Annotated in this window: 21 protein-coding genes and 1 pseudogene; 15 read left to right on the plus strand and 7 right to left on the minus strand. The window is 72.1% G+C overall.

Annotated features, from left to right (window positions below):
* Positions 1-103: 103 nt before the first annotated feature.
* Together AB0G16_RS29355 and AB0G16_RS29360 are read right to left on the minus strand one after the other, a co-directional pair.
* On the minus strand, positions 104-3,856 hold the full coding sequence (locus AB0G16_RS29355; protein WP_362811936.1) for an MMPL family transporter: 3,753 nt from the start codon (positions 3,854-3,856) through the stop codon (positions 104-106).
* Positions 3,856-5,670, minus strand: a complete 1,815-nt coding sequence (locus tag AB0G16_RS29360; protein ID WP_362811939.1) for a fatty acyl-AMP ligase — start codon at positions 5,668-5,670, stop codon at positions 3,856-3,858. The genes AB0G16_RS29355 and AB0G16_RS29360 overlap by 1 nt, the downstream gene beginning before the upstream one ends.
* 217 nt (positions 5,671-5,887) lie before the next feature.
* On the opposite strand from AB0G16_RS29360, the gene AB0G16_RS29365 reads away from it, so the two are divergent.
* The 9 genes from AB0G16_RS29365 (at position 5,888) to AB0G16_RS29405 (ending at position 15,461) form a co-directional block, all read left to right on the plus strand.
* The gene (locus AB0G16_RS29365) at positions 5,888-6,520 is read left to right on the plus strand and encodes a helix-turn-helix domain-containing protein (RefSeq protein WP_362811942.1); all 633 of its coding nucleotides are present in this window, start codon (positions 5,888-5,890) and stop codon (positions 6,518-6,520) included.
* Between the two features lie 218 nt (positions 6,521-6,738).
* Positions 6,739-7,908, plus strand: coding sequence for a homogentisate 1,2-dioxygenase domain-containing protein (locus AB0G16_RS29370; protein WP_362811946.1), 1,170 nt, complete (start codon positions 6,739-6,741; stop codon positions 7,906-7,908).
* A 184-nt stretch (positions 7,909-8,092) separates the two neighbouring features.
* Complete coding sequence (locus AB0G16_RS29375; protein ID WP_362811949.1) at positions 8,093-9,037, plus strand: hypothetical protein; 945 nt, start codon at positions 8,093-8,095, stop codon at positions 9,035-9,037.
* A complete protein-coding gene (gene fahA / locus AB0G16_RS29380) occupies positions 9,037-10,173 on the plus strand; it encodes a fumarylacetoacetase (protein WP_362811952.1) in 1,137 nt (378 codons plus the stop codon). The genes AB0G16_RS29375 and fahA overlap by 1 nt, the downstream gene beginning before the upstream one ends.
* 176 nt (positions 10,174-10,349) lie before the next feature.
* Complete coding sequence (locus AB0G16_RS29385) at positions 10,350-10,784, plus strand: NfeD family protein (protein ID WP_362811955.1); 435 nt, start codon at positions 10,350-10,352, stop codon at positions 10,782-10,784.
* Between the two features lie 3 nt (positions 10,785-10,787).
* A complete protein-coding gene (locus AB0G16_RS29390; RefSeq protein WP_362811958.1) occupies positions 10,788-11,933 on the plus strand; it encodes an SPFH domain-containing protein in 1,146 nt (381 codons plus the stop codon).
* 285 nt (positions 11,934-12,218) lie between these two features.
* On the plus strand, positions 12,219-13,247 hold the full coding sequence (gene tdh / locus AB0G16_RS29395) for an L-threonine 3-dehydrogenase (RefSeq protein WP_362811961.1): 1,029 nt from the start codon (positions 12,219-12,221) through the stop codon (positions 13,245-13,247).
* Complete coding sequence (locus AB0G16_RS29400) at positions 13,247-14,419, plus strand: glycine C-acetyltransferase (protein WP_362812002.1); 1,173 nt, start codon at positions 13,247-13,249, stop codon at positions 14,417-14,419. Before tdh ends, AB0G16_RS29400 begins: the two co-directional genes overlap by 1 nt.
* A gap of 127 nt (positions 14,420-14,546) precedes the next feature.
* Positions 14,547-15,461 (plus strand): LysR family transcriptional regulator, encoded by a 915-nt coding sequence (locus tag AB0G16_RS29405; RefSeq protein ID WP_362811964.1) that lies wholly within the window; start codon positions 14,547-14,549, stop codon positions 15,459-15,461.
* A 542-nt stretch (positions 15,462-16,003) separates the two neighbouring features.
* Here the strand turns inward: AB0G16_RS29405 and AB0G16_RS29410 are convergent.
* Positions 16,004-16,528, minus strand: coding sequence for an ATP-binding protein (locus AB0G16_RS29410; protein ID WP_362811967.1), 525 nt, complete (start codon positions 16,526-16,528; stop codon positions 16,004-16,006).
* Between the two features lie 253 nt (positions 16,529-16,781).
* Here AB0G16_RS29410 and AB0G16_RS29415 point away from each other — a divergent pair, with 253 nt between their 5' ends.
* The 4 genes from AB0G16_RS29415 to AB0G16_RS29430 all read left to right on the plus strand — a co-directional run bounded on the left by AB0G16_RS29415 (position 16,782) and on the right by AB0G16_RS29430 (position 20,192).
* A complete protein-coding gene (locus AB0G16_RS29415) occupies positions 16,782-17,672 on the plus strand; it encodes a helix-turn-helix transcriptional regulator (RefSeq protein ID WP_362811970.1) in 891 nt (296 codons plus the stop codon).
* Positions 17,660-17,872: a DUF397 domain-containing protein gene (locus tag AB0G16_RS29420; RefSeq protein ID WP_362811973.1), complete on the plus strand. Its 213-nt coding sequence runs from the start codon at positions 17,660-17,662 to the stop codon at positions 17,870-17,872. Before AB0G16_RS29415 ends, AB0G16_RS29420 begins: the two co-directional genes overlap by 13 nt.
* A gap of 128 nt (positions 17,873-18,000) precedes the next feature.
* Positions 18,001-18,651, plus strand: coding sequence for a hypothetical protein (locus AB0G16_RS29425; protein WP_362811976.1), 651 nt, complete (start codon positions 18,001-18,003; stop codon positions 18,649-18,651).
* A gap of 89 nt (positions 18,652-18,740) precedes the next feature.
* Positions 18,741-20,192, plus strand: coding sequence for an ATP-binding protein (locus AB0G16_RS29430; protein ID WP_362811979.1), 1,452 nt, complete (start codon positions 18,741-18,743; stop codon positions 20,190-20,192).
* Between the two features lie 16 nt (positions 20,193-20,208).
* Here the strand turns inward: AB0G16_RS29430 and AB0G16_RS29435 are convergent, their stop codons facing one another.
* A complete protein-coding gene (locus AB0G16_RS29435; protein WP_362811982.1) occupies positions 20,209-21,066 on the minus strand; it encodes an SMP-30/gluconolactonase/LRE family protein in 858 nt (285 codons plus the stop codon).
* A gap of 165 nt (positions 21,067-21,231) precedes the next feature.
* A complete protein-coding gene (locus tag AB0G16_RS29440) occupies positions 21,232-22,635 on the minus strand; it encodes an MFS transporter (RefSeq protein WP_362811985.1) in 1,404 nt (467 codons plus the stop codon).
* A 169-nt stretch (positions 22,636-22,804) separates the two neighbouring features.
* Here AB0G16_RS29440 and AB0G16_RS29445 point away from each other — a divergent pair, with 169 nt between their 5' ends.
* Entirely contained in the window at positions 22,805-23,026 is a 222-nt protein-coding gene (locus AB0G16_RS29445; protein WP_362811988.1) for a hypothetical protein, read from the plus strand.
* Positions 23,027-23,028: 2 nt separating this feature from the next.
* A complete protein-coding gene (locus AB0G16_RS29450) occupies positions 23,029-23,373 on the plus strand; it encodes a DUF1036 domain-containing protein (protein ID WP_362811991.1) in 345 nt (114 codons plus the stop codon).
* Positions 23,374-23,587: 214 nt separating this feature from the next.
* Here AB0G16_RS29450 and AB0G16_RS29455 read toward each other — a convergent pair whose 3' ends face one another.
* On the minus strand, positions 23,588-25,444 hold the full coding sequence (locus AB0G16_RS29455; protein ID WP_362811994.1) for a hypothetical protein: 1,857 nt from the start codon (positions 25,442-25,444) through the stop codon (positions 23,588-23,590).
* Positions 25,429-25,673 (minus strand): annotated as a pseudogene (locus tag AB0G16_RS29460) (ABC transporter ATP-binding protein); the annotation flags it as partial. The pseudogene AB0G16_RS29460 and the gene AB0G16_RS29455, both read right to left, overlap by 16 nt.

Genomic DNA, 25,673 nt, shown 5'->3' on the forward strand with positions numbered 1-25,673 from the left:
GCGGTCTCGGCGGCGGTCTCGGCGGCGGTCTCGGCGGCGGTCTCGGCGGCGGTCTCGGCGGCGGTCTCGGTGGCGGTCTCGGCGGATCCGGCCACGAGGTCGCTCACTCGTCCACCTCGATCCACTCCCAGCCGGTCCCGTCGGCGGTGGGCCGCACGACCCGCGAGCTCCGGGTCTCCACGGCGACCCAGCCCACGGCGCCACCCCGCGCCTCCTGCCGCTCGGCGCCCCCGCGCGTGAGGTCCTCATCCGGCGGTACGACCTCCGCGGACGGTGAGGCGTGCGGCGGCACGGGCGGCGAGGAAGGCACGGGTGACGGAGAAGGCGTGGGGGGCTGGGAAGGCATGGGGGGCTGGGAAGACACGGGCGGCGGCGGAGAGGGGACGGGCGATGGAAAAGGCGCGGGCGGTGGCGGGGAAGGCATGGGTGTCGGAGAGGGCGCGCTCTGGTGACGGGTCGGCGGGGCGGACACGCCCGCCGGGGACGGGGCGGACGGCGCGCGCCGTACGGGTGCCGGACGGATCAGCGGTTCAAGCTGGTCGATCAGATGGCTGCTGACCGTCGGCACGCGTGGGACGTCACGCCCGGCGCCCTTCCTCTGCGAGCCCGGCGTTTCCATCACGCTCGGTGCGGGGTCCGGGAGCGTTCGAGGCGCGACAGGCGCGGCGGGGGGCACAACGGACTCGGGCACGACCGGTTCGACGGGCACGACCGGCTCCGGCACGACGGGCATGACAGGTTCCGGCACGACCGGCTCCGGCACGGCGGGCGCGACCGGCTCCGGTACGGGGGACACCGGGGCGGCGTCCGCGCCGGGGACGAACGGGTGGGCGGGGTGCGGATCCGGGAGCGGGCCGGGCGGCTCCTCGTCCTCCTCTCCCCAGTGCCAGCCGGGACCGCCCAGGTTCGGCTTGATGACCCTCTTCGGCCTGCGCCCGGATGGCCGCGCGGGTTCCGGTGCCGCCCGGACGCGTTCGCGTCGCGGTCGCGCCGGTTCAGGTGGTGCCGGGCGCGCGGACTCGGGGACCGGCCGAGAGGGCTCTTCCTGGCGCGCGGGCTCGGGGGCCGACCGGGATGGAGGCGGAGCCGGTGCGAACGGCGGCTCGGCGAACAGTGAATCGGCGAGCGAGGGCTCCGGAACGGCAGGCGCGGCCTGAACGAAAGACGCGGGTTCCCCCGGGACGTGTGGAGCGGATTCCACAACGGGAGGCGGGACGTGGGCGCCGGACGGGACGTACGCGGAGGGCTGGGCCTGACCAGGGGGCGGGACGTGCGCGGGGGGCTGGGCCTCGACGGGGGACGAGGAGGGTTCGTAAGGGTGGAGCACGGTCGCGGACGGGATCGGCTCGTAGGGGTGGAGCACGGTGACCGGCGTGACGACCTCGTCGCCGTTCGGCCGTTCCAGGTCCTCCCGCGTCGTGGCGATCACGCGTACCGGGGCGGCGGGAACGGTACGTGCGGGGCCGAGGGGAATGGCCTGCCGCGACGGCCGGGGGGCGGCCGGACGCGCGGGCCCGGGGGCCGACGGGAGTTCCAGCCGGTGCGCGGGCACGGTGCGGCGGAAACCCCGGAAGGGTTCGCGCTCCACCGTCACGTACGTCGCGGGGAACCCGGCCCGCGCGTGTCCGCGGAGCTCGCGGAATTCGACCCTTCGGTGGATGCCGCGCAGGACGCCCGGGAGCCACCAGTTGGCCTCGCCCATGAGCCGCATCGTCGCGGGCACCAGCAGGCCCCTGACCAGGGTGGCGTCCACCACGATGGCCACGAACATGCCGACGCCGAGCATCTTGACGACGGTGATCCCGGCGGTGGAGAAAGCGGCGATGACGACCAGGAGCAGCAGTGCCGCGCTGGTGATGACCCCTCCGGTCCGTTCCAGCCCGATCGCCACGGCGGCGGTGTTGTCACCGGTCCGCAGCCACTCCGAGCGGACCCTGCTGAGCAGGAACAGCTCGTAGTCCATGGACAGCCCGAACACCACCGCGAGGATCAGCACCGTGACCGTCGCCTCGATGGTCCCGGTCGGGGTGAAGCCCAGCAGGCCCGCGAGGTTGCCGTCCTGGAAGGCCCAGACGATCACGCCGAAGGACGCCCCCAGGGACAGCACGTTCATCAGGATCGCCTTGACCGGCAGCAGGATCGAGCCGAACGCGGCGAACAGCAGCAGGCCCGTCATGAGGCAGACCACCAGCGCGGTCCACGGCAGCGTGGCGCGGAGGCTGGCCTGGAGGTCGAGCTGGGCGGCGGTGGCACCGCCCACGGCGACGTCCTGGAAGTTCGGCTCGGGGGGCAGCTCGCGGATCCTGTCGACCAGCGCGCGGGCCTCGTCCGACATCGGATCGGTGTCGTAGCGGACCGCGAGCCGCACGGCGCCGCTGTTCTGCGAGACGCCGGTGACGTCGACGCCGGTGACGTGGTCGAGGGCCTCCAGGCGTTCCGCGAAGACCTTGACGTCCAGCGGTCCCACCCGCGTGACCGGGGTGATCCCCGAGTCGCCGACGCCGACCGGGCCGCGCTGGGTGCCGACCTCGGAGGTGAGCGCCCCGGGTGCCGACGTGGTCGTCGGCCCGACGAGGTCACGCTCGACGAGCACGATGACCTCGATCGGCGACATCGCGTTCTTGGCGAACGTGGCGTTGATCGTCTCGGAGACCTGGCGGCTCTCGAACCGTTCGGGCAGGACGCGGTGGTCCACGCTGCCGAACCGCACGTGCGTGAAGGGCGCGGCCAGCGCGAGCAGGAGCAGGCCGACCCCGACGAGGTACGCGACCGGGCGGCGCATCACGCTGGAGGCGACGGAGTGCCACGCTCCTCTCCTGCGGCTGCCGAAGTCGGGCAGGAGCCTGATCGCGTCCACCCTCGGCCCGAGCACGGCCAGCAGGGCGGGCAGCACGAGGAGTGCCGCCGCCATCGCGACCAGCACGACCGCGGCCGCGCCCAGCCCGATCGAGCGCAGGAACATCTGCGGGAAGAGCAGCAGGCCGCAGAGGGAGGTCGCCACGGTCAGACCGGAGAAGGCGACGGTGCGCCCGGCCGTGGCCATGGTCCGCACCACCGCCTCCTCGGTGGGCGTACCCCGCCGGATCTCCTCCCTGAAGGCGTTGAGCACGAAGAGCGAGTAGTCGATGGCCAGGCCGAGCCCGAGCATCGTCACGACGTTCAGCGAGAACACCGAGACGTCGGTCACCTCGGTGAGCAGTCTCAGCAGCAGCAGCGCCCCGGCGACCGCGAGCAGCCCGACGACCAGCGGCAGGCCCGCCGCGACCAGGCTGCCGAAGACCAGGACGAGCAGGACGAGCAGGATCGGCATCGAGATGGCCTCGGCCTGCCTCAGGTCCGCGCCGGTCTGCGCGTTGAGGTCCAGCAGCAGCGGGATCCGGCCGCCCAGCTTGACGGTGTATCCGGCGGGCATCCGGCGGAGCTCGTCCTCGATCTCCGCGTACCCGCTCTGCTTGGCCGGTTGCCCGCCGCGCAGGGTGATCAGCGCGTAGGTGGAGTGCCTGTCCTCGGAGACCAGGTCGTCGGCCCGCGCCGACCAGTACGTGACGGTGCTCGCGACGTGCTCGGCGGGCAGCGCGCGGAGCGAGGCCCGCACGTCCTTCTCGAACTCCCCGTCGGCGGCCTCGTAGGTGGGGTGCGTGTAGAGGGCCACCACGTCGGGCGAGTTCCCGCCGAACCACTTCTCGCTCCACCGGGCGACCGAGGTGGACTCGGCCGCCGGGTCCTCGAAGCCGCCGTCGGACATCCTGCCGAACAGCCCCAGCCCGACATAGCCGGCGAGGAGCCCGAACACCGTCCCCAGGACCAGCAGGGACCGGCGCCCCCGGTAGACGGCTCGTCCAAGCGACTCGAACATCAGGCGCCGGCACCCCGTCCGTACGACGCGCCGCCCGGGAACGCGCCGTCGTGGTAGGCCCGCGCGCAGGCGCGGCGGGCGATCTTCCCGCTGGACGTGCGCGGCACGGCCCCGGCCTCCACCAGTACGAGGTCGTGCAGCCGCAGGTCGTGGTTCTTGGCGACGGCGGCGCGGATGTTCGCCGCGACCTCGTCCTCGTCCCGCCCCTCGGCCTTGCGTGACCGCTCGGCCACCACCACCAGCGACTCGGTGTCCTCCCCGGGCACCGCGAACGCGGCCACGTGGTCCCTGCGGACGGCCGGGTCGGCCTCCTGCACGGTCGCCTCCACATCCTGTGGATAGTGGTTGCGCCCGTCGACGATGATCAGGTCCTTGATCCGCCCGGTGACGTAGAGCTCGCCCTCGTACAGGACCCCCAGGTCACCGGTCCGCAGCCAGGCGCCTCCGGAATCACCGACGCCACCGGCGCCGCCGACGCCGACCGCACCACCGGGATCGTCGGCGCCGCCCGGTAGGCCCGCACCGCCCGCGCCGCCTGGGTCCCGCAGCACGTTGCCGAACACCTCGGCGCTGCGTTCCTCGTCCCGCCAGTAGGCCCGCGCGACGTTCGGCCCGCGTACCCAGATCTCACCGACCTGGCCGTCCGGCCGGGGCGTGCCGTCCTCGGAGACGACGGCCACCCGCTGTCCCGTCGGCACCCCGCAGGAGACCAGGTCGCTGACCCGGCCCCGGCCGGTGTGCGGAACCGCGCGCCCGGCGGTCAGCGCGTCCCGGTCGAACAGGGTGACGCGGGCGGGCAGGTCCCGGTCCATGGCCGTGACGAACACCGTCGCCTCGGCCAGGCCGTAGCCGGGGGTGTGCGCCTCGGGACGCAGCCCGCACGAGGCGAACGCCTCCGAGAAGCGGTGGATCGTGCTGCCCCGGAGCGGCTCGGCGCCGTTGAGCATGACCGAGACGCCGGACAGGTCCAGCGTGGCCTTCTCCTCCTCGGTGACGCGGCTCGCCGTGTACTCGTAGGCGAAGTTGGGGCCGCCGGTGAACACGTCCTCGTAGGCGGCGAGCATCCGCAGCCAGCGCACCGGGTGCATGACGAACGCCACCGGGTCCATGAAGACCGCCCGGTTGCCGCCCACGATCGGCGCGGCGATGGTGGCGATCAGGCCCATGTCGTGGAAGAGCGGCAGCCAGAGCGCCGCGGTGGAGACGCGGGGGGTGGCGCGGAAGGCCGCCCACAACTGCCGGGCGTTGGCCGTGACGTTGCCGTGGCTGATCTCGACCCCGGTGGGGGAGCGCGTCGAGCCGGAGGTGTACTGCAGGTACGCCAGGTCGCCGGGGCCGATCGGCTCGGGCTCCCACTCGTCGGCCAGCAGGCCGGAGACCGTGTCCAGGGTGAGGACCAGCTTGGGGCGGGGGACGGAGCGTCCGTCGAGGAAGGCGTGCACGCCCTCGAGCGCGGACGTCGTGGTGAGCACGCACACCGGGTCGGAGTCGGTGTAGGCCAGCAGCAGCCGGTCGGCGTGACCGGGCAGGTCGGGGGCGAAGAGCGGCACCGCGATCACCCGGGCGTACATCGCGCCGAGCATCGCGACCACGTAGTCCAGCCCCTGCGGCGCCAGGATCGCCACCCGCTCGCCGGGGAGCGTCACCTCGCGGAGCCGTACGGCCAGCGCCCGCGCCCGCAGGTCGGCCCCGGCCCAGGAGAGCGTCCGCTCGGCCCCGTCCCGTCCGGCGGAGTAGTCGAGGAAGGTGTAGGCGGGGGCGTCCGGGATCTCGCGCGCCCAGCGTCCAACCTGGGCGATCAGCGTCTCGCGCATGCTCAAGGTCCCCTCACCGTGGTACAGGGACCTAGCAACTTACGTCAGGCACTTCCCGCGATTCTTGCCAAAGCCCCCACATTCCCGGGCGCCGGTTACTACCGGCATGACAAGATCACCGGTCGGCCCGGCCGGCTTCGGGAAGGCGGGTCGTGTCGGCCCGGGGCGGGGCGGCGGTGATAATCGGGGCATGGTTCCAGCCCGGCGGACGCCCTAGATGGCGGCCGAATCCTCGCAGACCCTGGAGCGCGGCCTGCGGCTGCTGCGGCTGCTCGCCGACGGGCGCCGGGGCCGCACCCCCACGGAACTGGCCGCGGAGCTGGGGCTCAGCCGGCCCGCGGTGTACCGGCTGCTGACCACCCTGCAGAACGAGGGTTTCGTCCGCAGGGACGGCGGCGGCCGGGTCCACCTGGGCTTCGGCGTCCTGGTGCTGGCCCGCGCGGTGCAGCCGCTGCTGCGCGAGGACGCCCTGCCCACCCTGCGCAAGCTCGCCGAGGAGGTCGGGGCGACCGCGCACCTGACGGTGGCCGAGGGCGACGAGGGCCTGGCGGTCGCGGTGGTCGAACCCTCCTGGACGAACATGCACGTCGCCTACCGCGAGGGGTCGCGCCACCCGCTGACGCGGGGCGCCGCCGGGCTGGCCATCCTCGCCCTGCGCGAGGGCCGCACCGGCTACCTGGCCTCCGAGGGGCAGCTCCAGGAGGGGGCCAGCGGCGTCGCCGCCCCCGTCCCGGGCCTTCCCTGGCTGGAGGCGTCGGTGGGCGTGGTCGCCTTCACCGCCCTCGACCCGGACGTCGTCGGCCCCCGCGTCGCCGTCGCGGCGGCCGAGCTGTCGGGCTCGCTCACCTGAGAATCCGGTCGTCCGGTCCGATCCGCGGTCGTCACCGCGTGAGACCGGACCGGCGACCGTCCTGGAGGCCACGGATGAACCATGTCCTGGAGACCGAACGGCTGGTGCTCCGCCCGGTGCGCGCGGACGACCATGTTTGACATCTCGCCCGCACTGACCGATCGTTGTACGTATAAAGGACGAATACGTCCGATAAGCGGACAGAGCGGGAGAAGCGGATGCCGTACTACAGGGTCGTGGGAGAGATCCCCCGCAAGCGGCACGTGCAGTTCCGGCGGCCCGACGGCGGGCTGTACGCGGAGGAGCTGATGGGCGAGGAGGGGTTCTCCAGCGACTCGTCGCTGCTGTACCACCGCCACCTGCCCACGGCGATCGTCAAGGCCGAGGCCGTCGTGCCCGACGAGACCGGCGTGCTCGTCCCCAACCTGCCGCTCTCCCCGCGCCACCTGCGCACCCAGGACCTGCCCGACGGGGGCGACCTCGTCACCGGGCGCGGGCTGCTCGCCGGCAACGCCGACGTCCGCCTCTCGTACGCCGCCACCGACACCGCAAGCGGCCTCTACCGCAACTCCATGGGCGACGAGTGCGTCTACATCGCGAGCGGGCGGGCCAGGTTCGAGTCGACGTACGGCGTGATCGAGGCCGGGGAGGGCGACTACGTGGTCGTCCCCACCGGGACGATCCACCGGTGGGTGCCGCGGGGCCGGGTCAGCGCATTCACCGTCGAGGCGTCCGGGCACATCCGCCCGCCCAAGCGCTACCTGTCGAAGTACGGCCAGTTCCTGGAGCACGCCCCCTACTGCGAGCGCGACCTGCGGACCCCGCAGGAGCCTCTGGTCGTCGAGGGCGAGGAGGTGCCGGTGCTGGTCCGCACGCGCGGCGGCCTCACCAACCTGGTCTACCGCGACCACCCGTTCGACGTGGTCGGCTGGGACGGCTGCCTCTACCCGTACGCGTTCAACATCAACGACTTCGAGCCGATCGTGAAGCGCACCCACGCCCCGCCGCCGGTGCACCAGACCTTCGAGGGCCCGAACTTCGTGATCTGCTCGTTCTGCCCCCGGCCGCTCGACTTCCACCCGGACGCGATCCCGATCCCGTACAACCACCACAACGTCGACTCCGACGAGCTGATGTTCTACGCGGGCGGCGACTACACCGCGCGCCGGGGCTCGGGCATCGACGTCGGCTCGGTCTCGCTGCACCCCGCCGGGTTCACCCACGGGCCGCAGCCGGGCGCCGTCGAGGCCGTCATCGAGGCGGTGCGCCAGGGCCACACCGAGACGAGCGAGCTGGCCGTGATGGTCGACACCTTCCGCCCGCTCGACCTGGGCCGGGCCGGGCTGTCGGTGGAGGACCCCGGCTACGCCTGGACGTGGGCCCGGTGACGACGGCCGCTCCCGCCGCGGGCTCGCGTCCGGCACCGGACGCGAGCCCCCGTACGGGAAGGGTCTCGCCGCCGCGCACGCGTCCGGCCGCCGACATGACGGCGCGCACGCGTCCGGCGGCGGATGCGGGCACGGTCACACCCCCGGGCACGGTCATACGCCCGCGGCTGGGTAGGGACAGACCATGAGCGCAGACGCGAGCACCGGAACGGGAACGGGCGGGATCACGGGAACGGGTACGGGGACGGCCCCGCTCTTCCGCGGGCTCGTCGACGACGCCGGGCTCTTCCCGCCGACCGCGCTGCCGATGGCCGAGGCCCTGGAACGGCACAGGAACGACCTGGCGGGCAACGACCCGGTGCTCACCCACCGCTTCCTCTGCCCGGCCGGCCGCCTGGACGAGCTCCGCGACCACCTGACCTTCCCGATCCGGCTCGGCCTGATCCTGGACGTGCCCGACCTCCCGCCGCTCGACGACCTCGTCGTGGAACTGGTCGAGGTACGGCAGGGCCCCGGCGAGACGCCCGGGGCCGTCGCGGACCGGCTGACCGGCCGGATGCCCGGCGGGGCCCGGCTCTTCGTCGAGGTCGACCCCCGTGACCTGACGTCCCTGCCGCGCGACGGCTCGGGACCCGGTCTCAAGGTCCGCTGCGGCGGCCTGACCGCCGACGCCTTCCCCCGCGCCGAGGACCTGGGCGCCCTGATCGCGTACTGCGCCGGGCACGGCGTGCCGTTCAAGGCGACGGCGGGGCTGCACAACGCGGTCCGCCACTTCGACCCGGCGCTGGGCGTGGACCGGCACGGCTTCCTCAACCTGGTCCTCGCGGTCTGCGCGGCCGTGCAGGGACGCGACCCGGTGCCGGTGCTGAAGCTGACCGACGTCGGCGGGCTGGTGCGGACGGCGCAGGCCGTGCCGGAGGAGGTCGCCGCGCGCGCCAGGGAACTGCTGGTGTCGTACGGCTCGTGCAGCACGAGCACCCCGATCGAGGACCTGGCGGCCCTGGGACTGGTCCCGCACCGCCCGACCGCGACCACCCCCGGCCTCGGCACCGGGACCACCTCCGACCCCGGCTCAGGGCTCGCTTCCACGTCCGGTACGACGTTCGACACAGCAGAGGAGATCGCGTGATGTCTTGGGGTCCGGAGAACCTGCCCTACGGAGTCTTCTCCCGCCACGAGGGACAGACCCCCCGGGTCGGCGTCCGCTACGGCGACCACGTTCTCGACCTCGCCGAGGCCCTGCACGACGAGGTGTTCGCCACCGGCTCGCTCAACGCCTTCATGTCCAGGGGCCCGGCCGCCTGGCGGGCCACCCGGGAACTGATCCAGAACAAGCTGAGCAGCGACCGGGCGGTGACCGAGCGGCACCTCGTCCCGCTGGAGGAGGTCACCCTGCACCTGCCGTTCGAGGTGGCCGACTACGTCGACTTCTACTGCTCGCTGGAGCACGCCTCCAACCTGGGACGGATGTTCCGCCCGGACGGCGAGCCGCTCATGCCGAACTGGCGCCACCTGCCGGTCGGCTACCACGGCAGAGCCGGGACGGTCGTCCCCTCCGGCACCCCCGTCGTCCGGCCGACCGGCCAGCGCGGCGCCGGGGTCTTCGGCCCGTCCGCCAAGCTCGACATCGAGGCGGAGCTGGGCTTCGTCGTGGGCGTCCCGACGGCCCTGGGAGAGCGGGCCGGGCGGTTCGAGGACCACGTGTTCGGCGTGACGCTGGTCAACGACTGGAGCGCCCGCGACATCCAGGCGTGGGAGTACGTCCCGCTGGGCCCCTTCCTGGGCAAGTCCTTCGCCACCTCGGTCTCCCCCTGGGTCACCCCGCTCGCCGCCCTGTCCGAGGCCCGCGTCGAGGGACGGCACCAGGACCCCGAACCGCCCGCCTACCTGCGCAGGCAGGAGCCCTGGGGCCTGGACGTGCGGATCGAGGTCGCGGTGAACGGCGAGGTGGTCTCCCGGCCGCCGTACCGGGACATGTACTGGACGCCCGACCAGATGCTCGCCCACATGACCGTCAACGGCGCCTCCCTGCGCACCGGCGACCTCTACGCCAGCGGCACGGTCTCCGGCACCGAGCCCGCCGAGCGCGGCTCGCTGATCGAGCTGAGCTGGAACGGGAGCGAGCCGTTCAAGCTCCCCGACGGCTCGACGCGGAGCTTCCTGGAGGACGGGGACGTCGTCACGATCACCGCCACCGCTCCCGGGCCCGGCGGGACCGTGATCTCCCTGGGCGAGGTCTCGGGAAGGATCGAGCCCGCGCGCTGAGAGCCCCGGCCGTCTCGGGCCCGGCCCGCCTCCCCGGCGGCCGGGCCTTCGGGGATCCGGGAGTCCGGTGAGTCCTGGCAGCCTCCGCGCGTACGGCATACCGTGAGACATACGGCATACCGCGAGAGGGAACCTCCCCGGCGTCCGTCCCGTTGTACGAATAGGAGGGTCGGAGCATGGATTACTGGGTCATCTGGCTGATCATCGCCGTCGTACTGGGCATCGCCGAGATCTTCACCCTGACCACCGCTCTGGGCCTGCTCGGGGGCGCCGCCCTCTTCGGCTCCGTCGCCGCCGTCCTCGGACTGCCGCTGCCGCTCCAGCTCGTGGCCTTCATGATCGCCCTGGGCGCGGGGGTGACCGTGGTCCGGCCCATCGCCAAGCGCCACCTGGCCCAGCGGGGCCGGAGCGAGCGGTTCGGGATCCAGGCGCTCGTGGGCAGGACCGCCTACGTACTCCGCGAGGTGACCGGCCGGGACGGCCGGGTGCGGATCGGCGGCGAGGAGTGGTCGGCCAGGGCCTATGACGAGACCTTGGTGATCCCCGCCGGGGCGACCGTCGACGTCATCGAGATCGAGGGCGCGACCGCGCTCGTGTATCCCCGGGAGTGACATATGGACGCTCTACTCATAGCAGGACTTCTCATCGCTCTGCTGGCGGTCTTCACCGTGATCCGCTCCGTGCGCATCGTCCCGCAGGCGCGGGCCCGCAACGTGGAACGACTCGGCCGCTACCACAGCACCCTCGGCCCCGGCCTCAACTTCGTGATCCCCTACATCGACCGGGTCTATCCGATGATCGACCTGCGTGAGCAGGTCGTCTCGTTCCAGCCCCAGCCGGTGATCACCGAGGACAACCTGGTCGTCGAGATCGACACGGTCCTGTACTTCCAGGTCACCGACCCCCGGGCGGCGGCGTACGAGATCGCCAACTACATCCAGGCCGTGGAGCAGCTCACGGTCACCACGCTGCGCAACGTGGTCGGTTCGCTGGACCTGGAGATGACGCTGACCTCACGTGACACGATCAACAGCCAGCTGCGCGGCGTGCTCGACGAGGCCACCGGCAAGTGGGGCATCCGGGTCAACCGGGTGGAGATCAAGGCCATCGACCCGCCCAAGAGCATCAAGGAGGCGATGGAGAAGCAGATGCGCGCCGAGCGGGACAAGCGCGCCGCGATCCTCAACGCCGAGGGCCAGCGGCAGTCGCAGATCCTCACCGCCGAGGGTGACAAGCAGAGCGCGATCCTGCGGGCCGAGGGTGACCGGAGCGCCGCGATCCTCAAGGCCGAGGGTCAGTCGCAGGCCATCGACGAGGTCTTCCAGGCCGTGCACCGCAACGACCCCGACCCCAAGCTGCTGGCCTACCAGTACCTCCAGGTCCTGCCCGAGCTCGCCAAGGGCCCGAACAACACGTTCTGGGTGATCCCCAGCGAGGTCACCTCCGCCATCCAGGGCGTCTCCAAGGCGTTCACCGAGGCGCTGCCGCAGTCGTCGGCCGTCAACGAGACCCCCAGGGTCAACGAGGCCGCGGCCGAGGAGCGGAAGCTGGCCGAGCAGGCCGCCGCCGAGGCGGTGGCCGAGGCGGCCGAGGCCGACCTGGGCCCGCGCCAGCTCACCGCCCCGGCGTCCCCGCTCGGCGACGGCCTCCCGGCCGCTCAGGAGGAGCAGCGCCTTCCGCGGGAGAACCCTCCCGGCGAGGGAGAGCCCGTCCAGGAGCAGCGTCCCTCGCTGTGGGAGCAGCACCGCACCACCCCCTGACCCCCGCCGCCCCCCGCCCGTCTCCCCCGCCCGCCCGCTCCCGGGTGCGGCGGGGAGAGGCGGGCGTCTCCTCGTCCGGGCACCCGGCGGAACGCCCCCCGGCGTCCTGGAACGACGGCACGGGCCGTACCCCTCTGGTTTGCGGTCACATGTCCGGGTACCCCTCTAGGTCCCGGAAGAGCCGGGTGTGAAGCGATGCCACCGGTGGGGTTAAGAAAACCGCGATGGACACTCCCGAAGACCACCGGGCACAGTGCGTAGGGTCGGAACGAGGGGAGATCCGCCATGAAGGCACTGGTCAAGGAACGGGCAGAGCCCGGCCTGTGGCTGACGGACGTGCCGGAGCCGTCCGTCGGCGCCGGAGAGGTGCTGATCAGGGTGCTGCGCACCGGGATCTGCGGCACCGACCTGCACATCCGGAGTTTCGACGCCTGGGCCAGGCAGACGGTGCGGACACCATTGATCGTCGGCCACGAGTTCTGCGGCCAGGTGGTCGAGGTGGCGCCCGGCGTGGAGGACATCGCCGTCGGCGACCTGGTCAGCGGCGAGGGGCACATCGTCTGCGGCAAGTGCCGCAACTGCATGGCCGGGCGGCGGCACCTGTGCCGCAACACGATCGGCCTGGGGGTGAACCGCGACGGCGCCTTCGCCGAGTACGTCACGCTGCCGGCCTCCAACGTCTGGGTGCACCGGACGCCGGTCGACCCGGACATCGCCGCGATCTTCGATCCGTTCGGCAACGCCGTGCACACCGCCCTGACCTTCCCGATGGTCGGCGAGGACGTGCTGATCTCCGGCGCGGGACCGATCGGCCTGATGGCCGCCGCGGTGGCCACGCACGTGGGCGCCCGCAACGTGGTCATCACCGACGTCAGCCCCGAACGGCTGGAGCTGGCCCGCAAGCTCGGCGTGACGCTGGCGCTGAACGTCGCCGAGACGCACGTCCAGGAGGGCATGCACGAACTGGGCATGCGCGAGGGCTTCGACGTGGGCCTGGAGATGTCGGGCAGCCCCCGGGCGCTCCGCGAGATGATCGCCAACATGTCGCACGGCGGGAAGATCGCCATGCTCGGCCTGCCCGCCGCCGAGTTCGCCGTCGACTTCGCGACGATCGTGACCTCCATGATCACCATCAAGGGCATCTACGGGCGGGAGATGTACGAGACCTGGTACGCCATGTCCGTGCTGCTGGAGAAGGGCCTCGACCTCTCCCCCGTGATCACCGACCGCTTCTCCTACCGCGACTTCGACGCGGCCTTCGACACCGCCGCCGGGGGCAAGACCGGCAAGATCATTATGGATTGGACGGCCTGATGTTCGACAACGTCCGCGACGACCTCCGCACCACCCTGGACGAGATCGCCGAGGCCGGCCTGCTCAAGCCCGAGCGGGTCATCAGCACCCCGCAGCGCGCCGGGATCGCGGTCGCCGGGGGCGGCGAGGTGCTCAACTTCTGCGCCAACAACTACCTCGGGCTGGCCGACCACCCCGAGGTGGTCGCCGCCGCGAAGGAGGCCCTGGACCGCTGGGGCTTCGGCATGGCGTCGGTCCGCTTCATCTGCGGCACCCAGGAGGTGCACAAGGAGCTGGAGGCGCGGCTGTCGGACTTCCTGGGCCAGGAGGACACGGTCCTGTACAGCTCGTGCTTCGACGCCAACGGCGGGGTGTTCGAGACGCTGCTCGACGACCGGGACGCGGTGATCTCCGACGCGCTCAACCACGCCAGCGTCATCGACGGCATCCGGCTGTCCAAGGCGCGGCGGCTGCGCTACGCCAACCGCGACCTGGCCGAGCTGGAGGCACGGCTCAAGGAGTCCTCCGACGCCCGGCGCAGGCTGATCGTCACCGACGGCGTCTTCTCCATGGACGGCTACGTCGCCCCGCTGGCGGAGATCTGCGACCTGGCCGACCGCTACGACGCCATGGTGATGGTCGACGACTCGCACGCCGTCGGCTTCGTCGGCGACCACGGCGGCGGCACCCCCGAGCTGCACGGGGTGCGCGACCGGGTCGACATCCTCACCGGCACGCTCGGCAAGGCCCTCGGCGGGGCCAGCGGCGGCTACGTCGCCGCGCGCAAGGAGATCTGCGAGCTGCTGCGCCAGCGCTCGCGCCCCTACCTGTTCTCCAACTCCCTCGCCCCGGTGATCGCCGCCTCCTCGCTGCGCGTCCTGGACCTGATCAGCGGCTCGGACGAGGCCCGCACCCGGCTGCGCGCCAACACCGCGCGCTTCCGCACCGGCATGACCGAGGCCGGGTTCGACATCCTGCCGGGCGACCACCCCATCGTCCCGGTGATGATCGGCGACGCGGCCGAGGCCGGGGCGATGGCCGAACGCCTGCTGGAGCGGGGCGTCTACGTGATCGGCTTCTCCTACCCGGTGGTCCCGCACGGCCAGGCCCGCATCCGGGTCCAGCTCTCGGCGGCCCACTCGACCGAGGACGTCGACCGCGCGATCGAGGCGTTCGTCGCCGCCCGAGGCTGAACGCCCGCGGCCGGATGCCTCCGAGAACCGGTCAAGGCCCCGAAGACCTGTCGCGGGCCCTGTCCGCCGTCATCGGCGGCCGGGCCCGCGTCGCAGGTCACCGGCGGCCTCGGTGACAATACAAGGCGTGATAGACACGCGGCGGCTGAGGACCCTGCGCGCGGTCGCCGACCACCGCACGATCACCGCCGCCGCGGCGGCACTGCACCTGACCCCCTCGGCCGTCTCCCAGCAGCTCCTGGCCCTGGAGCACGAGGTGGGCCACCGGCTGCTCGACCGCGACGGCCGGGGCGTGCGGCTGACCGCCGTGGGCCGTATCCTCCTCGGCCACGCCAACGAGGTCCTCGCCCAGCTGGAGCGGGCCGGGGCCGACATCGCCTCCCACACCGCCGGAACGGCGGGCGAGGTGAAGGTGGCCTCCTTCGCCACCGCGATCGGCCTGGTCGTGGCCCCGGCGGTCGGCGTCCTGCGGGAGAGGCAGCCAGGCATCCGGGTGCGCGTCCTGGACGCCGAGGGCGACCAGAGCCTGACCATGGTCCTGGACGGGGCGGTGGACGCGGCCGTGGCCGTGGAGTACCGGGGAGCCCCGGCCGAGGACGACCGGCGGCTCTCGCGCATCCCCCTGTACTCCGAGCCCTTCGACGTGGTGCTCCCCTCGGGGCATCGGCTCTCCGGGGGCGAGGTGACGGTCGCCGACCTGTCGGGCGAGACCTGGATCGGCCCCTACCCCGGCAACCCCTGCCACGACGTGATCGCCCTGGCCTGCGAGCACGCGGGCTTCACGCCGGAGTTCGCCCACTCCTCCGACGACTTCAGCGCGGTGGTCGCGCTGGCCGCCGCCGGGGCCGGGGTGGCGATGGTCCCGCGCCTGGCCCTGCGCGGCACCGGCCTGTCCGGCGTGACGGTCCGCGAGGTCACGGGCCCCGAACGCCGCGTCTTCGCCGCCGTACGCCGGGGCGCGGAACGCCACCCCCTGCTCGTCCCCCTGCTGGAGGCCCTTCAGGGCAGCGCGACGGCACTGCGCGAGCCTCCGTCCCTCTGACACGCGGATGTTCGCCCCGACAGAGGACGTCCTCGACGGCTACGGGGTGCCGCGGTGCCCGCCGTCCTGGCCCGCGCGTCCCGAACCCGGGTGGGCCTCCCCGCCTGAGCCCGACACCAGGCAGAGCCGCCTTCCTGCGGGCTCAGGGCCAGGGCGGAACTCCCCGCCGCTCTTCGCCCACGGTGCCGTCGGAAGCGATGACCGGTGCCGACGCCAGCCATGCCCTGCCGTCACCGCCACGATCAGGGTGACCACGGTGGCCATCCCGGCGATCACCGCCTGAACCACTAGGTACATATCATCGCCTCCGTCCTGCGAGTCCCTTGTGCGGCTTTTCGTGGGAAGTGGTCTTCCGGATGCGCCATGACCTGCATCTTTACGAAAAACGACTCAGGTGGGACGGGACCCCCGGCGAGGGCTCCAGCGGGGGAGATGGAGCCGGAGCGGCGCATGTCACGGGTTCTCTCGGGGGGAACGAACCCGCCTGCCGCTACCCGCCGGGGGTGGTTCATCGGCTCCCAGCGGATGCCGGGAGCGGCGCGTCACCCCGGCCGGGCGGAGACCGGCTCTCCGGGGAGGGGATCGTCCGGAGACGGCGGGGCCGATCTCTCGGCAGGATCTTCGCCGCAGGACGGCGGGATCGCGGGAATCTCGCACCAGACGGTCCGGCCCGGTTCGCGGCCGTGGGAGCGACAACCCCAGTTCCCGTTCGAGAGCGTGCCGACGATGGCCAGCCCTCGGCCGTTCTCCACCAGGAGGCATGCCGGGTCCGCCCGGAGGCGAGGCTCCCCGACGCTCAGGCCCGCGTCCACGACCTCGACGCGCAGCAGGCCGCCGTACGCCAGCAGCCGCAGGACCAGCGGGACGTCATCGAAAGCCCCTGCCTGCCCGGTGACCCTGTGCCGGGCATGCCGGACGGCGTTGGTCACCAGCTCGGACACGGCCAGCCGCGCGTCCTCATAGGCCGGATGGCTCTCGCCCAGCCATTTGCGAACCTCCTCGCGCGCCCGCGAAGCGGCTTCGACATTACCGAGCAGAAGTATTTCGTTGAACGTCTCCGGCTCCATGGAATTGCCCCTTCCGACCGAATTGAACCGACCCGTTGTCGCGTGAGCCGTCAACTGACACCCGCGACAGCGTCAGCTCGACGGGAAAACGGTCCCAAACACCGAGGCACAGAGGAAGCCGAACCGCGATTACCAGGGGTTCACAGTTCGCGATGTAAGTTCACAACACTGTGAACCCATGAAAATCCCGTATCCATTCCCTCGGCAATGAGAATGAAGGAGAATCCCAAAGAAGCAGCGAGAGGAGACCGAAATGCGCATCATCCCAGGTCCAGAGCCGGACCCAGAGACAGAGCCGGAGACAGAATCGGAGCCGGATTTCGATACGGATTCACATGAATCCACACGCGTTCAATTCGGCAGAGAGCTACGTAAATACCGGATTTTGTCCGGGTTTACCCAGAGGCGGCTCTGCATCGCGGTCTCCCTCGCCGTGAGCCATCTGAGCATGCTGGAGAACGGTCACAGGGCACCCACCAGGAAACTGGCCCAACAGATGGACGAGGCACTCGGCCTGGGCACAACGCTCGTCGACCTGCTGGACCGCCTGGATCGCATGGCCACACAGGTCCCCCGCTGGTTCCGCTCCTGGCTGGAGTTCGAGCCCCAGTCGATCTCCCAGCGCATCTGGGAACCCCTCATGGTGCCCGGCCTCCTCCAGACCGAGCAGTACGCGGAGGCCATCCTCAGCCACAGCCCCGGCACCACTCCCGAGCAGGTGAGGAAGAACGTCGCGGCCCGCATGGACAGGAAGAACATTCTTCACCGGCCCGACCCCCCGATGCTCTGGACCATCCTGGACGAGGGCATCCTGCACCGTCCCATCGCCGATCCGGAGGTGATGAGGGGCCAGCTCCGCTACCTTCTGGAGATGTCGGAGAGCCCATGGCTGTCTCTTCAGATGCTCCCCCACACCGCGCGCAACGTGCTCGGCCTGCTGGGCGGCTTCACCATCGCCGACATGCCGGGAAGCGCACCTCCCGTGGCCTACATCGATTCCCAGAGCACCGGGGACCGGGTGAGCGAGCGGGCCGAAGAGATAAAAAGGCTAGAATTCCTATATGACCTGATCCGTGCGGACGCTCTATCCCGGAGCGATTCACGCGACATGATCAAGGAGGCGATCCAGCGATGGACGACCTGACCAAAGAACTCCACAGCGCCCACTGGCGCAAATCCACCCTCTCCGGTCACGATGCAAGCAACTGCGTCGAGATCGCCAACCTGTCCGGCAACCACCGGGCCATCCGCGACAGCAAGAACCCCACCGGCCCTGCCCTCATCCTCACCCCCCGCCAATGGAGCGCCCTCCTGACACACGTGAAGAACGACACCATCGACTGATCCCGCCACATTCACAAGAACACGCCTCGTACGACCGTCCTCCGGAACGCCTGCCGCCGGATGACTCCGGCCTTCGTCCGAACGGCCCCGCGACGTACGTCTCGCGACGCCGTCGATATCTTTCCGGCATGTCCACGCCACCCGAGAACATCCCCTCCCCCGTGACCGCCGACGATCTCGACGAGGCCGTCCGGCTCGCCGTCGGCGTCCTCGGGAAGATGCCCGAGCCCGCCTGGGACGAGCCGGCCGGGTCGCTGGAGTGGTCCCGCTGGGAGACCGCCGAGCACCTGGCCGACGACCTCTTCTCGTACGCCGCCCAGATCGGTCCCAGGAAGCCGCCGCTTGAGGACGTCGTGCCCTTCGCGTGGGAGCGCCGCAGGCCCGGGGGACCGGCGAACGCGATCCACGTGGACCGGGTGGCGGGACCCGAGGGGATGCTCCAGGTGCTGGAGGCGTGCGGCGCGCTGCTGGTCGCCATGGCGCGGACGACGCCGCCGGAGGTCCGCGCCCACCACGTCCACGGGACGTCCGACCCCGAGGGCTTCGCCGCGATGGGCATCGTGGAGATCCTGGTGCACACCCACGACCTGACCGAGGGCCTCGGGCTCGACTGGACCCCACCGGCGGGCCTGTGCGCGCGGGTACTCGCCCGGCTGTTCCCCGACGCCCCGCGGACCACGGCCCCCTGGCCCACCCTGCTGTGGGCCACCGGCCGCGCCGAGCTGCCGGGACACCCGCACCTCACCACTTGGCGCTGGCACGGCACACCCCGGCCATGAGCCCCGCCGTCACCGGATTTCAATGATGAACACACTTATAATAAGTGTCCTCATCATAGCGGAGAGTGGTCGTGGATAAACCCATAGAGATGTTCGACCGTGATTATGAGTGGTCGGAACTGTCGCGCTTCGTCCGCTACACCGGACCGGAGGCGACGCTCGGCGTGGTGTCCGGGCGCCGTCGCCAGGGCAAGACCTTCCTGCTGGACGCGGCCTGCCGGGCCACGGGAGGTTTCTACTTCGCCGCGACCGAGGCGACCGAGACCGAGTCGCTCCAGCAGTTCGGTACGGCGCTCGCCCGCCATCTCGGGGAGCCCGTCCCTCGCAGGTTCGCGAGCTGGGACGAGGCCGTCGAATCCCTGATGACCATCGCCGTCGCCGGGCCGACCCCCGTGGTGATCGATGAGTTCCCCTATCTGGTCAAGGCCTCCCCGCACCTTCCCTCCCTGATCCAGCGGGCTCTCGGCCCCCAGGGGCAGCGCCACGGCAGTGCGGTACGGCTCCTGCTGTGCGGGTCGGCCCTGTCCTTCATGGGCTCGCTCCTCGCGGGAACCGCGCCGCTCCGTGGTCGTGCGAGCCTGGAACTGGTGGTCCCCACCCTCGACTACCGGCTGGCCAGGGATTTCTGGGGTATCGCCGATCCGGCCCTGGCGTTGCAGGTCAACGCCGTCGTCGGCGGCACGCCCGCCTACCGGCGTGAGTTCACCCTCGGTGACGTCCCCGCCGACATGGAGGACTTCGGGCCGTGGGTGACGCGCAACGTGCTCAACCCGGGTCGTCCCCTCTTCCGTGAGGCCCGTTTCCTCCTCGCCGAGGAGCCCGAACTACGGGACGTCGCCCTGTACCACGGTGTCCTGTCGGCGATCGCGAACGGCAACCACACTCGCGGTGGCATCGCCGGTTACCTTGGCCGCAAATCCACTGATCTGGGCCATTCCCTGACGCTCCTGGAGGACGTCGGAATGATCACCCGCGACCCGGACGCCTTCCACGGCAAACGTTCCACCTATCGCATCACCGAGCCCATCCTCAGCTTCTACCACGCGATCATGAGGCCGGACTGGACCGACCTGGAGCGTCCCGGGTACGCCGAACAGGTGTGGCACCGTTCGCGGACGGCGTTCCGCAGCAAGATCCTCGGTCCGCACTTCGAGCACCTGGCCCGTACCTGGACCCACTGGTACGCCCACGCCGAAACCCTCGGCGGCCTGCGTACCCGTGTCGCCTCCGGCGTCCTGCCCGACCCCGCCGCCAAGAGCAGTCACGAGATCGACGTCGTCGTCTTCGGACGTGACGACGAGGGCAGGGAGGTCATCCTCGCGATCGGTGAGGCGAAGTGCGGCGACGTCGTCGGCCGTGGCCACCTTGAGCGTCTGGAGCGGCTGCGGGAACTGCTCGTCCATCGCGACGACCGCGCCACCCCGGACACCCGGCTCCTGTTGTTCGGTGCCGCCGGCTTCATGCCCCAACTGCGGGAAGCCACGCGGGATCGCGTGGACGTGCAACTCGTCGACCTGACCCGTCTCTACGAAGGTTCCTGAGCTCCCGGCGTCCCGTTCAGGCCGTGCCCGCCGGGCCGGCCGGGACGTCCACGCGGCACGTGAGGACGCGGGACCTCGGGGAGGCGACGGCCTCGTCGCGGTCGAAGGTCGGGGACGCGCAGAGGAACAGGGTGCGGCCGTCGTCACCCCCCAGCGCGCAGGCGAAGACCCCGAAATCGCCGGTGCCGATCTCCTCCAGGACCTCGCCGCCCTCGCGCACCCGTACGGCCCGGTTGCCGCTCGCGTCGGCGACCCAGATCGCGCCCTCGGCGTCGAGCGCGAGCCCGTCGGGGGCGCCGGCGAAGGGCGCCCACTCCCGCCGCCCGCTGAGCGAGCCGTCCGGCCCGATGTCGAAGGCGGTCAGGCGCGCGGCCCAGGACTCGGCGACGACCAGGGTCGTCCCGTCGGGGGTGATCACCATGCCGTTCGGGAACGCCAGGTCCTTCGCGGCCACCCGGACGGACCCGTCGGGGTCCACCCGGAGGAGGTTCGTGGCGGGCATGGTCGCCATGCCGGCGAAGTCGACGGTGCCGACGTACGCGCCCCCGGCCGCGTCCACGACCATGTCGTTGCCGGACCCGGAGGAGTGCTCCGACAGGTCGGCGTGCGGCGCGAGCCCGCCGTCCCGGACCCGCACCACCCTGTTGTCCTGCATGGACACCACCAGCGGGGTGCCGTCGGGGTGCCATCCCAGGCCGCCGGGCCAGGCGGGCACCTCGGCGACGACCTCGGTGGTCCCGTCCGGGGCGATCGCGAGGACCCGTTCGCGCCAGAAGTCGGAGACCCACAGGCGCCCGTCGTGCCAGCGGGGACACTCGAGGAAGGCGCCCCCGTCGATCAGCGTCCCGAGCTCGCGATCCGGTCCGGTCATCATGTTCTCCTCGGCCACGGCGTCCCCGGCGGACGCCTTCGGTGAAGAACGTAGGGACCGCGGAACGATCTCGGAATACCAGGGGAGAGATATCTCGTGATTCCCGGAGCCACCGATGTGAAGGCATGCGTCCCGGCCCGCGCTCCCTGGGGACGCGAGGGCGGGACGTCACCCGCGGGACTCCGGGTCGTCCCCGGCGCGGGGTGACACGAGCAGGGCGGCCAGGAGGCAGAGCGCGGCCGTCGCGAGGACGAGGGTCAGGCCGACGCGCGTCCCGGGCGCGACGAGCAGGAGCCAGCCGAACGCGGCGGTGCCGAGCGAGCCGCCGAGCTGGCGGGCGAAGGTCAGGGTGCCCATCGCCGCGCCGATCTGCTCGGGACGGGCGCGTCCCTGGGCGAGAAGCGTGTACGCCTGCATGGACAGGCCCAGGGCGCCACCCGCCAGGGCCATGCCGAGCACGGCGAGCGAGACCGACAGCGGGCGCGGGGCCTGGGAGAGCGCGGGGAGCAGGGCCAGTGCCGCCGTACCGGCGACGCCCATGGCCAGGGCGAGACGGCCCCAGCCGGTGACGGCCGGCCGGCGGCGGGCCAGGACGGAGAAGGCCGAGGTGGCCGCGAGCTGGCCGCCGGTCAGGGCGAGCAGCAGCAGGCCGGTCCGGCCGTCGTCCGCGCCGGTCCCCTGCTGGACGGCCATCGGGACGAAGGCGAAGGTGCCGAACAGCGCGACGCCGGCCAGGCCGGTCGAGGTGATGCCGCGGGCCATGCCGCGGTCGGCGAAGAGCGACGGCGAGATCAGCGGTTCGGCGGCCCGGCGCTCGGTCCGGACGAACAGGACCGCGCAGACCGTGACGGCCGCCACCACGGCGCCCGCGCCGAGCGGGCTGCGGGCCAGGGGCTCGGAGGCGCCCAGCGCGACCGTGCCGCCGCCGACGGCCGCGACGAGCAGGGCACCTCTCACGTCGAACGGGGTGCGGGTCCGCTCCGGCGGCCGTCCCGGGAGCCCGCGCGACGCCAGGAGCGCGGTGGCGGCGCAGAGCGGCAGGTTGACCGTGAAGATCCACCGCCAGCCGGGGCCCGCCGCCAGCAGGCCGCCCAGGGGCGGCCCGGTCAGCGAGGAGAGGGCCATGACACCGATGAGGTGCCCCTGGCGCCTGATCAGCTCCTCACGGGTGAACATCTGCGCCAGGGCGCTGATCGCGGTGACCACCAGGCCGCCCCCGCCGATGCCCTGGACCGCCCGCGCGGCGATCAGCGCGGGCAGGGACGGGGCCAGGGCACAGGCCAGCGACCCGGCGGCGAAGGCCAGCAGGGCGCCGTGGAAGACCGCGCGGCGGCCGAGCAGGTCGCCGAGCTTGCCGTGGACGGGGGTGGAGACCGTGACGGTGAGCAGGTAGACGGCGGTGACGGCGGCGATCGCGCCGCCGGACCGCAGGTCGGCGGCCATGGCCGGGAGGGCGGCGACCACGACGTTGCCGTCCAGCTGGGCCATGAACATGCCCGCCAGGAGGGCGGTGAACGCGGCCCGTGCCGCGCGGGAGGGCACGGCGGCGCCGACGGGGGATGACGTGTGCATATCGCACACACTATGATGGTTGCGATACGCACGCAATATCCACAGGCGCGACCGGACGTCCCCCGGGAGGTCACCCCCATGGCAATGAAAACGATTATTTACATGACCTTGACGTGACTGTATGTTGTTGAGCGATCACCCTCCGACATCACAGGAAGCAGGTGAGCACATGCCCGACAACGGCACGGAGATCCCTCCCGATCCACGGGTGGCTTTCACGGACCTGAAGGCATCCGATTCGGGCGAGACGGACCAGCGCCCCGGGGTGGCCGACCGCACCGCCGTCGCCGCGAAGACCGGCGAGCCCCTCCCCCCGCTGGCCGACGACGCGATCGACGACAGGCCACTCGCCCTGCGCTTCACGGAAGCCGACACCGAGGCGGAGGAGTAGACATGCAGCTGCACTTCCGCAACCGCTACAGCTCCAAGGTGTGGATCGCGATCATGTTCTACAGCCCCGACGGCTGCCGCGACTACGGCCAGTGGGGCACCCGCGGCTGGTGGGCCGTCAACCCGGGCGGCGAGGCCTACGTCCTCAACACCGACAACCGCTACGCCGCCTTCTACGCCGAAGCCGCCAACGGAGCCGTCTGGACCGGCCCCTACGGCCCGATGTACGTCTACCAGAACGCCTTCGACTCCTGCCTCGGCATCGGCAGCACCGCCGCCCGGCTCGTCGGCACCCGCCTGGTCGACATGAACGGTTACTCGACCTACTACGTGAACATCACCGCCTGACACGCTCCCCCGCCTGACGCGCCGACCGGCGACGACCGGCCCGCGCGACGGTGCGGCGGACGCGGAAGAGCGCCTCCCGGGAGACGGCCACCGATCCCCCATCCCGGGCCCGTCCCCCCTTACCGGGAGGCGCTCGCTCCTACGAGGTCCCTCTCACCGACGGTCACTCGCGAATCCCCTTGCCGGCCGCTCGCGGATTCTCACCGCCGGCCGCTCACACCTCTCGCCCGGTGCCGCTCGTGACCTCCACCGCCGCCGCGACCGGCTCGTCGCCGGGCTGGGCCCTGGAGAGCCTCCTGCGGCGGTAGGGGATGATCACGCCCGTCGCGTAGATGCTCACCCCCAGCAGGACCATGAACACGATCGTGGGCCACTGCAGCCACGGCGGCAGGTACAGGGCCAGGAACCACGCGCGCGTCGGGCTTCCCGTCGCCTTGAGGTAACCGGCCACCAGCCCCTGGGGGAACAGCGGGATCGCGCCGAACGTGAAGCAGAGCCCCACGATGATCTGCTCGTGGCGCGGCAGGTCCTCGAACCCGGTCCGCACCCCCGGCGTGCCGCTCGGCCCGGAGGACGACCGGCGGCCGGTGCGCATCATGTTGAGCAGTTCGGGCCCGTGCGTGAGCAGCCGCCGCTCGGCGAGCAGCCCCAGCCCCCAGTACCACAGGACCCCGGTCAGGACGCCGACGGCCACGCCCGCCCAGCCGTACAGCGCCGCCGTGATCGCCGCCGGGGCCGCGGTGAGGATCGCCAGCACCAGCACCGCGTACACCATGCCGGTGACCGCGCCGTCGTCGTCGGTGGAGCGCAGCGGGTTGCCACCGCGCCGGTGCGGGTCGGTGCCGGGGATGAGCCCGTACACCGAGACCAGGGCGACCAGCCCGGCACCGCCGCCCAGCAGCGCGGACAGGACGGCGAGCAGCATGGGCCACGGCCCGCCGGTGACCAGGGCCAGGCCGACCGTCAGCGCGACGGCGAGGGGCGCGACCGCCAGCAGCCACGCGTGCTGCCGCCCGCGGACGTCGCTCGCGCCGGGGGTCATGAGCATGAGCCACAGCGACGTGCCGTCGGTGCCGTAGAGGTTGGCGGACATGGCCGCGGCCATCACGACGAAGACCGGTCCCGCCCAGGGCAGCATGCCCGTCCAGCCCATCAGCAGCGGGGCCGCGGCGAAGGCCACGCCGTAGGCGAGGGCGAAGGTCAGCTGGTGGGTGCGCACCAGGTCACGCGACCAGGTGCGCGCCTCCTTGGCCAGTACGGCCCCGGCGGCGGTGGTGGCCCGGATCGGGCGACGCCCCCTCGTGGCCGCCCTGGACGCGCCGGCCCGCCGGGTGAGCAGCGCCGCCCACGCGGCCAGCAGCAGCACGACCAGCAGCGCCATCCCGCCGAGGGCGGCCAGCGCCCGCGGCCAGTCGGCGGACCCGGCGGCCTCGACCGCGACCGTCCCCCACCCGGAGGGCAGCCGGCGGGCCACGTCCGTCACCACCGGCGGGATGCCGTTCGTCTCCCCGAGCACCACGAAGACGACCCAGATCTGGCCCAGGAACGCCAGGATCACGCCGTTGGCCAGGCCGGCGCCGATCGCGCCCACGCGGGAGCGCAGGGCCAGGCCGAGCACGGCGACCGCGACCCGGGAGAGCAGGACGAACACGGCGAGCTGGAGCAGCATCGCGGGGAGCGAGACGAGCGCGGCCACGACCCCCTGCCGCACGCCGAGGACCGCGAGCCCGGTCAGGGCGATCAGGCTGATCGCGGGCGCCACCCCGACGAAGGCCGCCATGAGCAGCCCCGTGGCCAGGCGGCGCGGTCGCAGGCCGAGCAGCGTGAAGTACTCCGGGCGGAGCGTCTCGTCGCCGCCGCCGGCGAAGACGGGACCGAGCACCCAGCCCAGCATCCAGACGGCGTAGACGGCCACGAGCAGGTCGGCGCCGGACAGGGCCGCGATGATCGTGCCGGCCGCGAGGGTCAGGCCGAGCAGTGCGCCCATGAGGACGAAGCCGGCCCGCTGCCCCGTCATCGAGTGACGGAGCACGGCCACCTTCATCCGGACCATGGTCAGTTCGACAGCCACGTCAGCTCCTTCGATCCGCCGTCGGAGGTGCCGACCAGCTCGACGAAGGTGTCCTCCAGGGTGCCGGTGCCGCGGACCTCGTCCAGGGGCCCCGCGGCGGCCACCCTGCCCTTGTCGATCACCCCGACGTGGTCGCAGAGCTGCTCCACCAGGGCCATGACGTGGCTGGAGAGCACGACGGACCCGCCCCCGGCCACGAAACCGCGCAGGATCGTCTTGATCGTCGCGG

Source organism: Streptosporangium sp. NPDC023615 (assembly GCF_040640155.1).
GTDB lineage: Bacteria > Actinomycetota > Actinomycetes > Streptosporangiales > Streptosporangiaceae > Streptosporangium.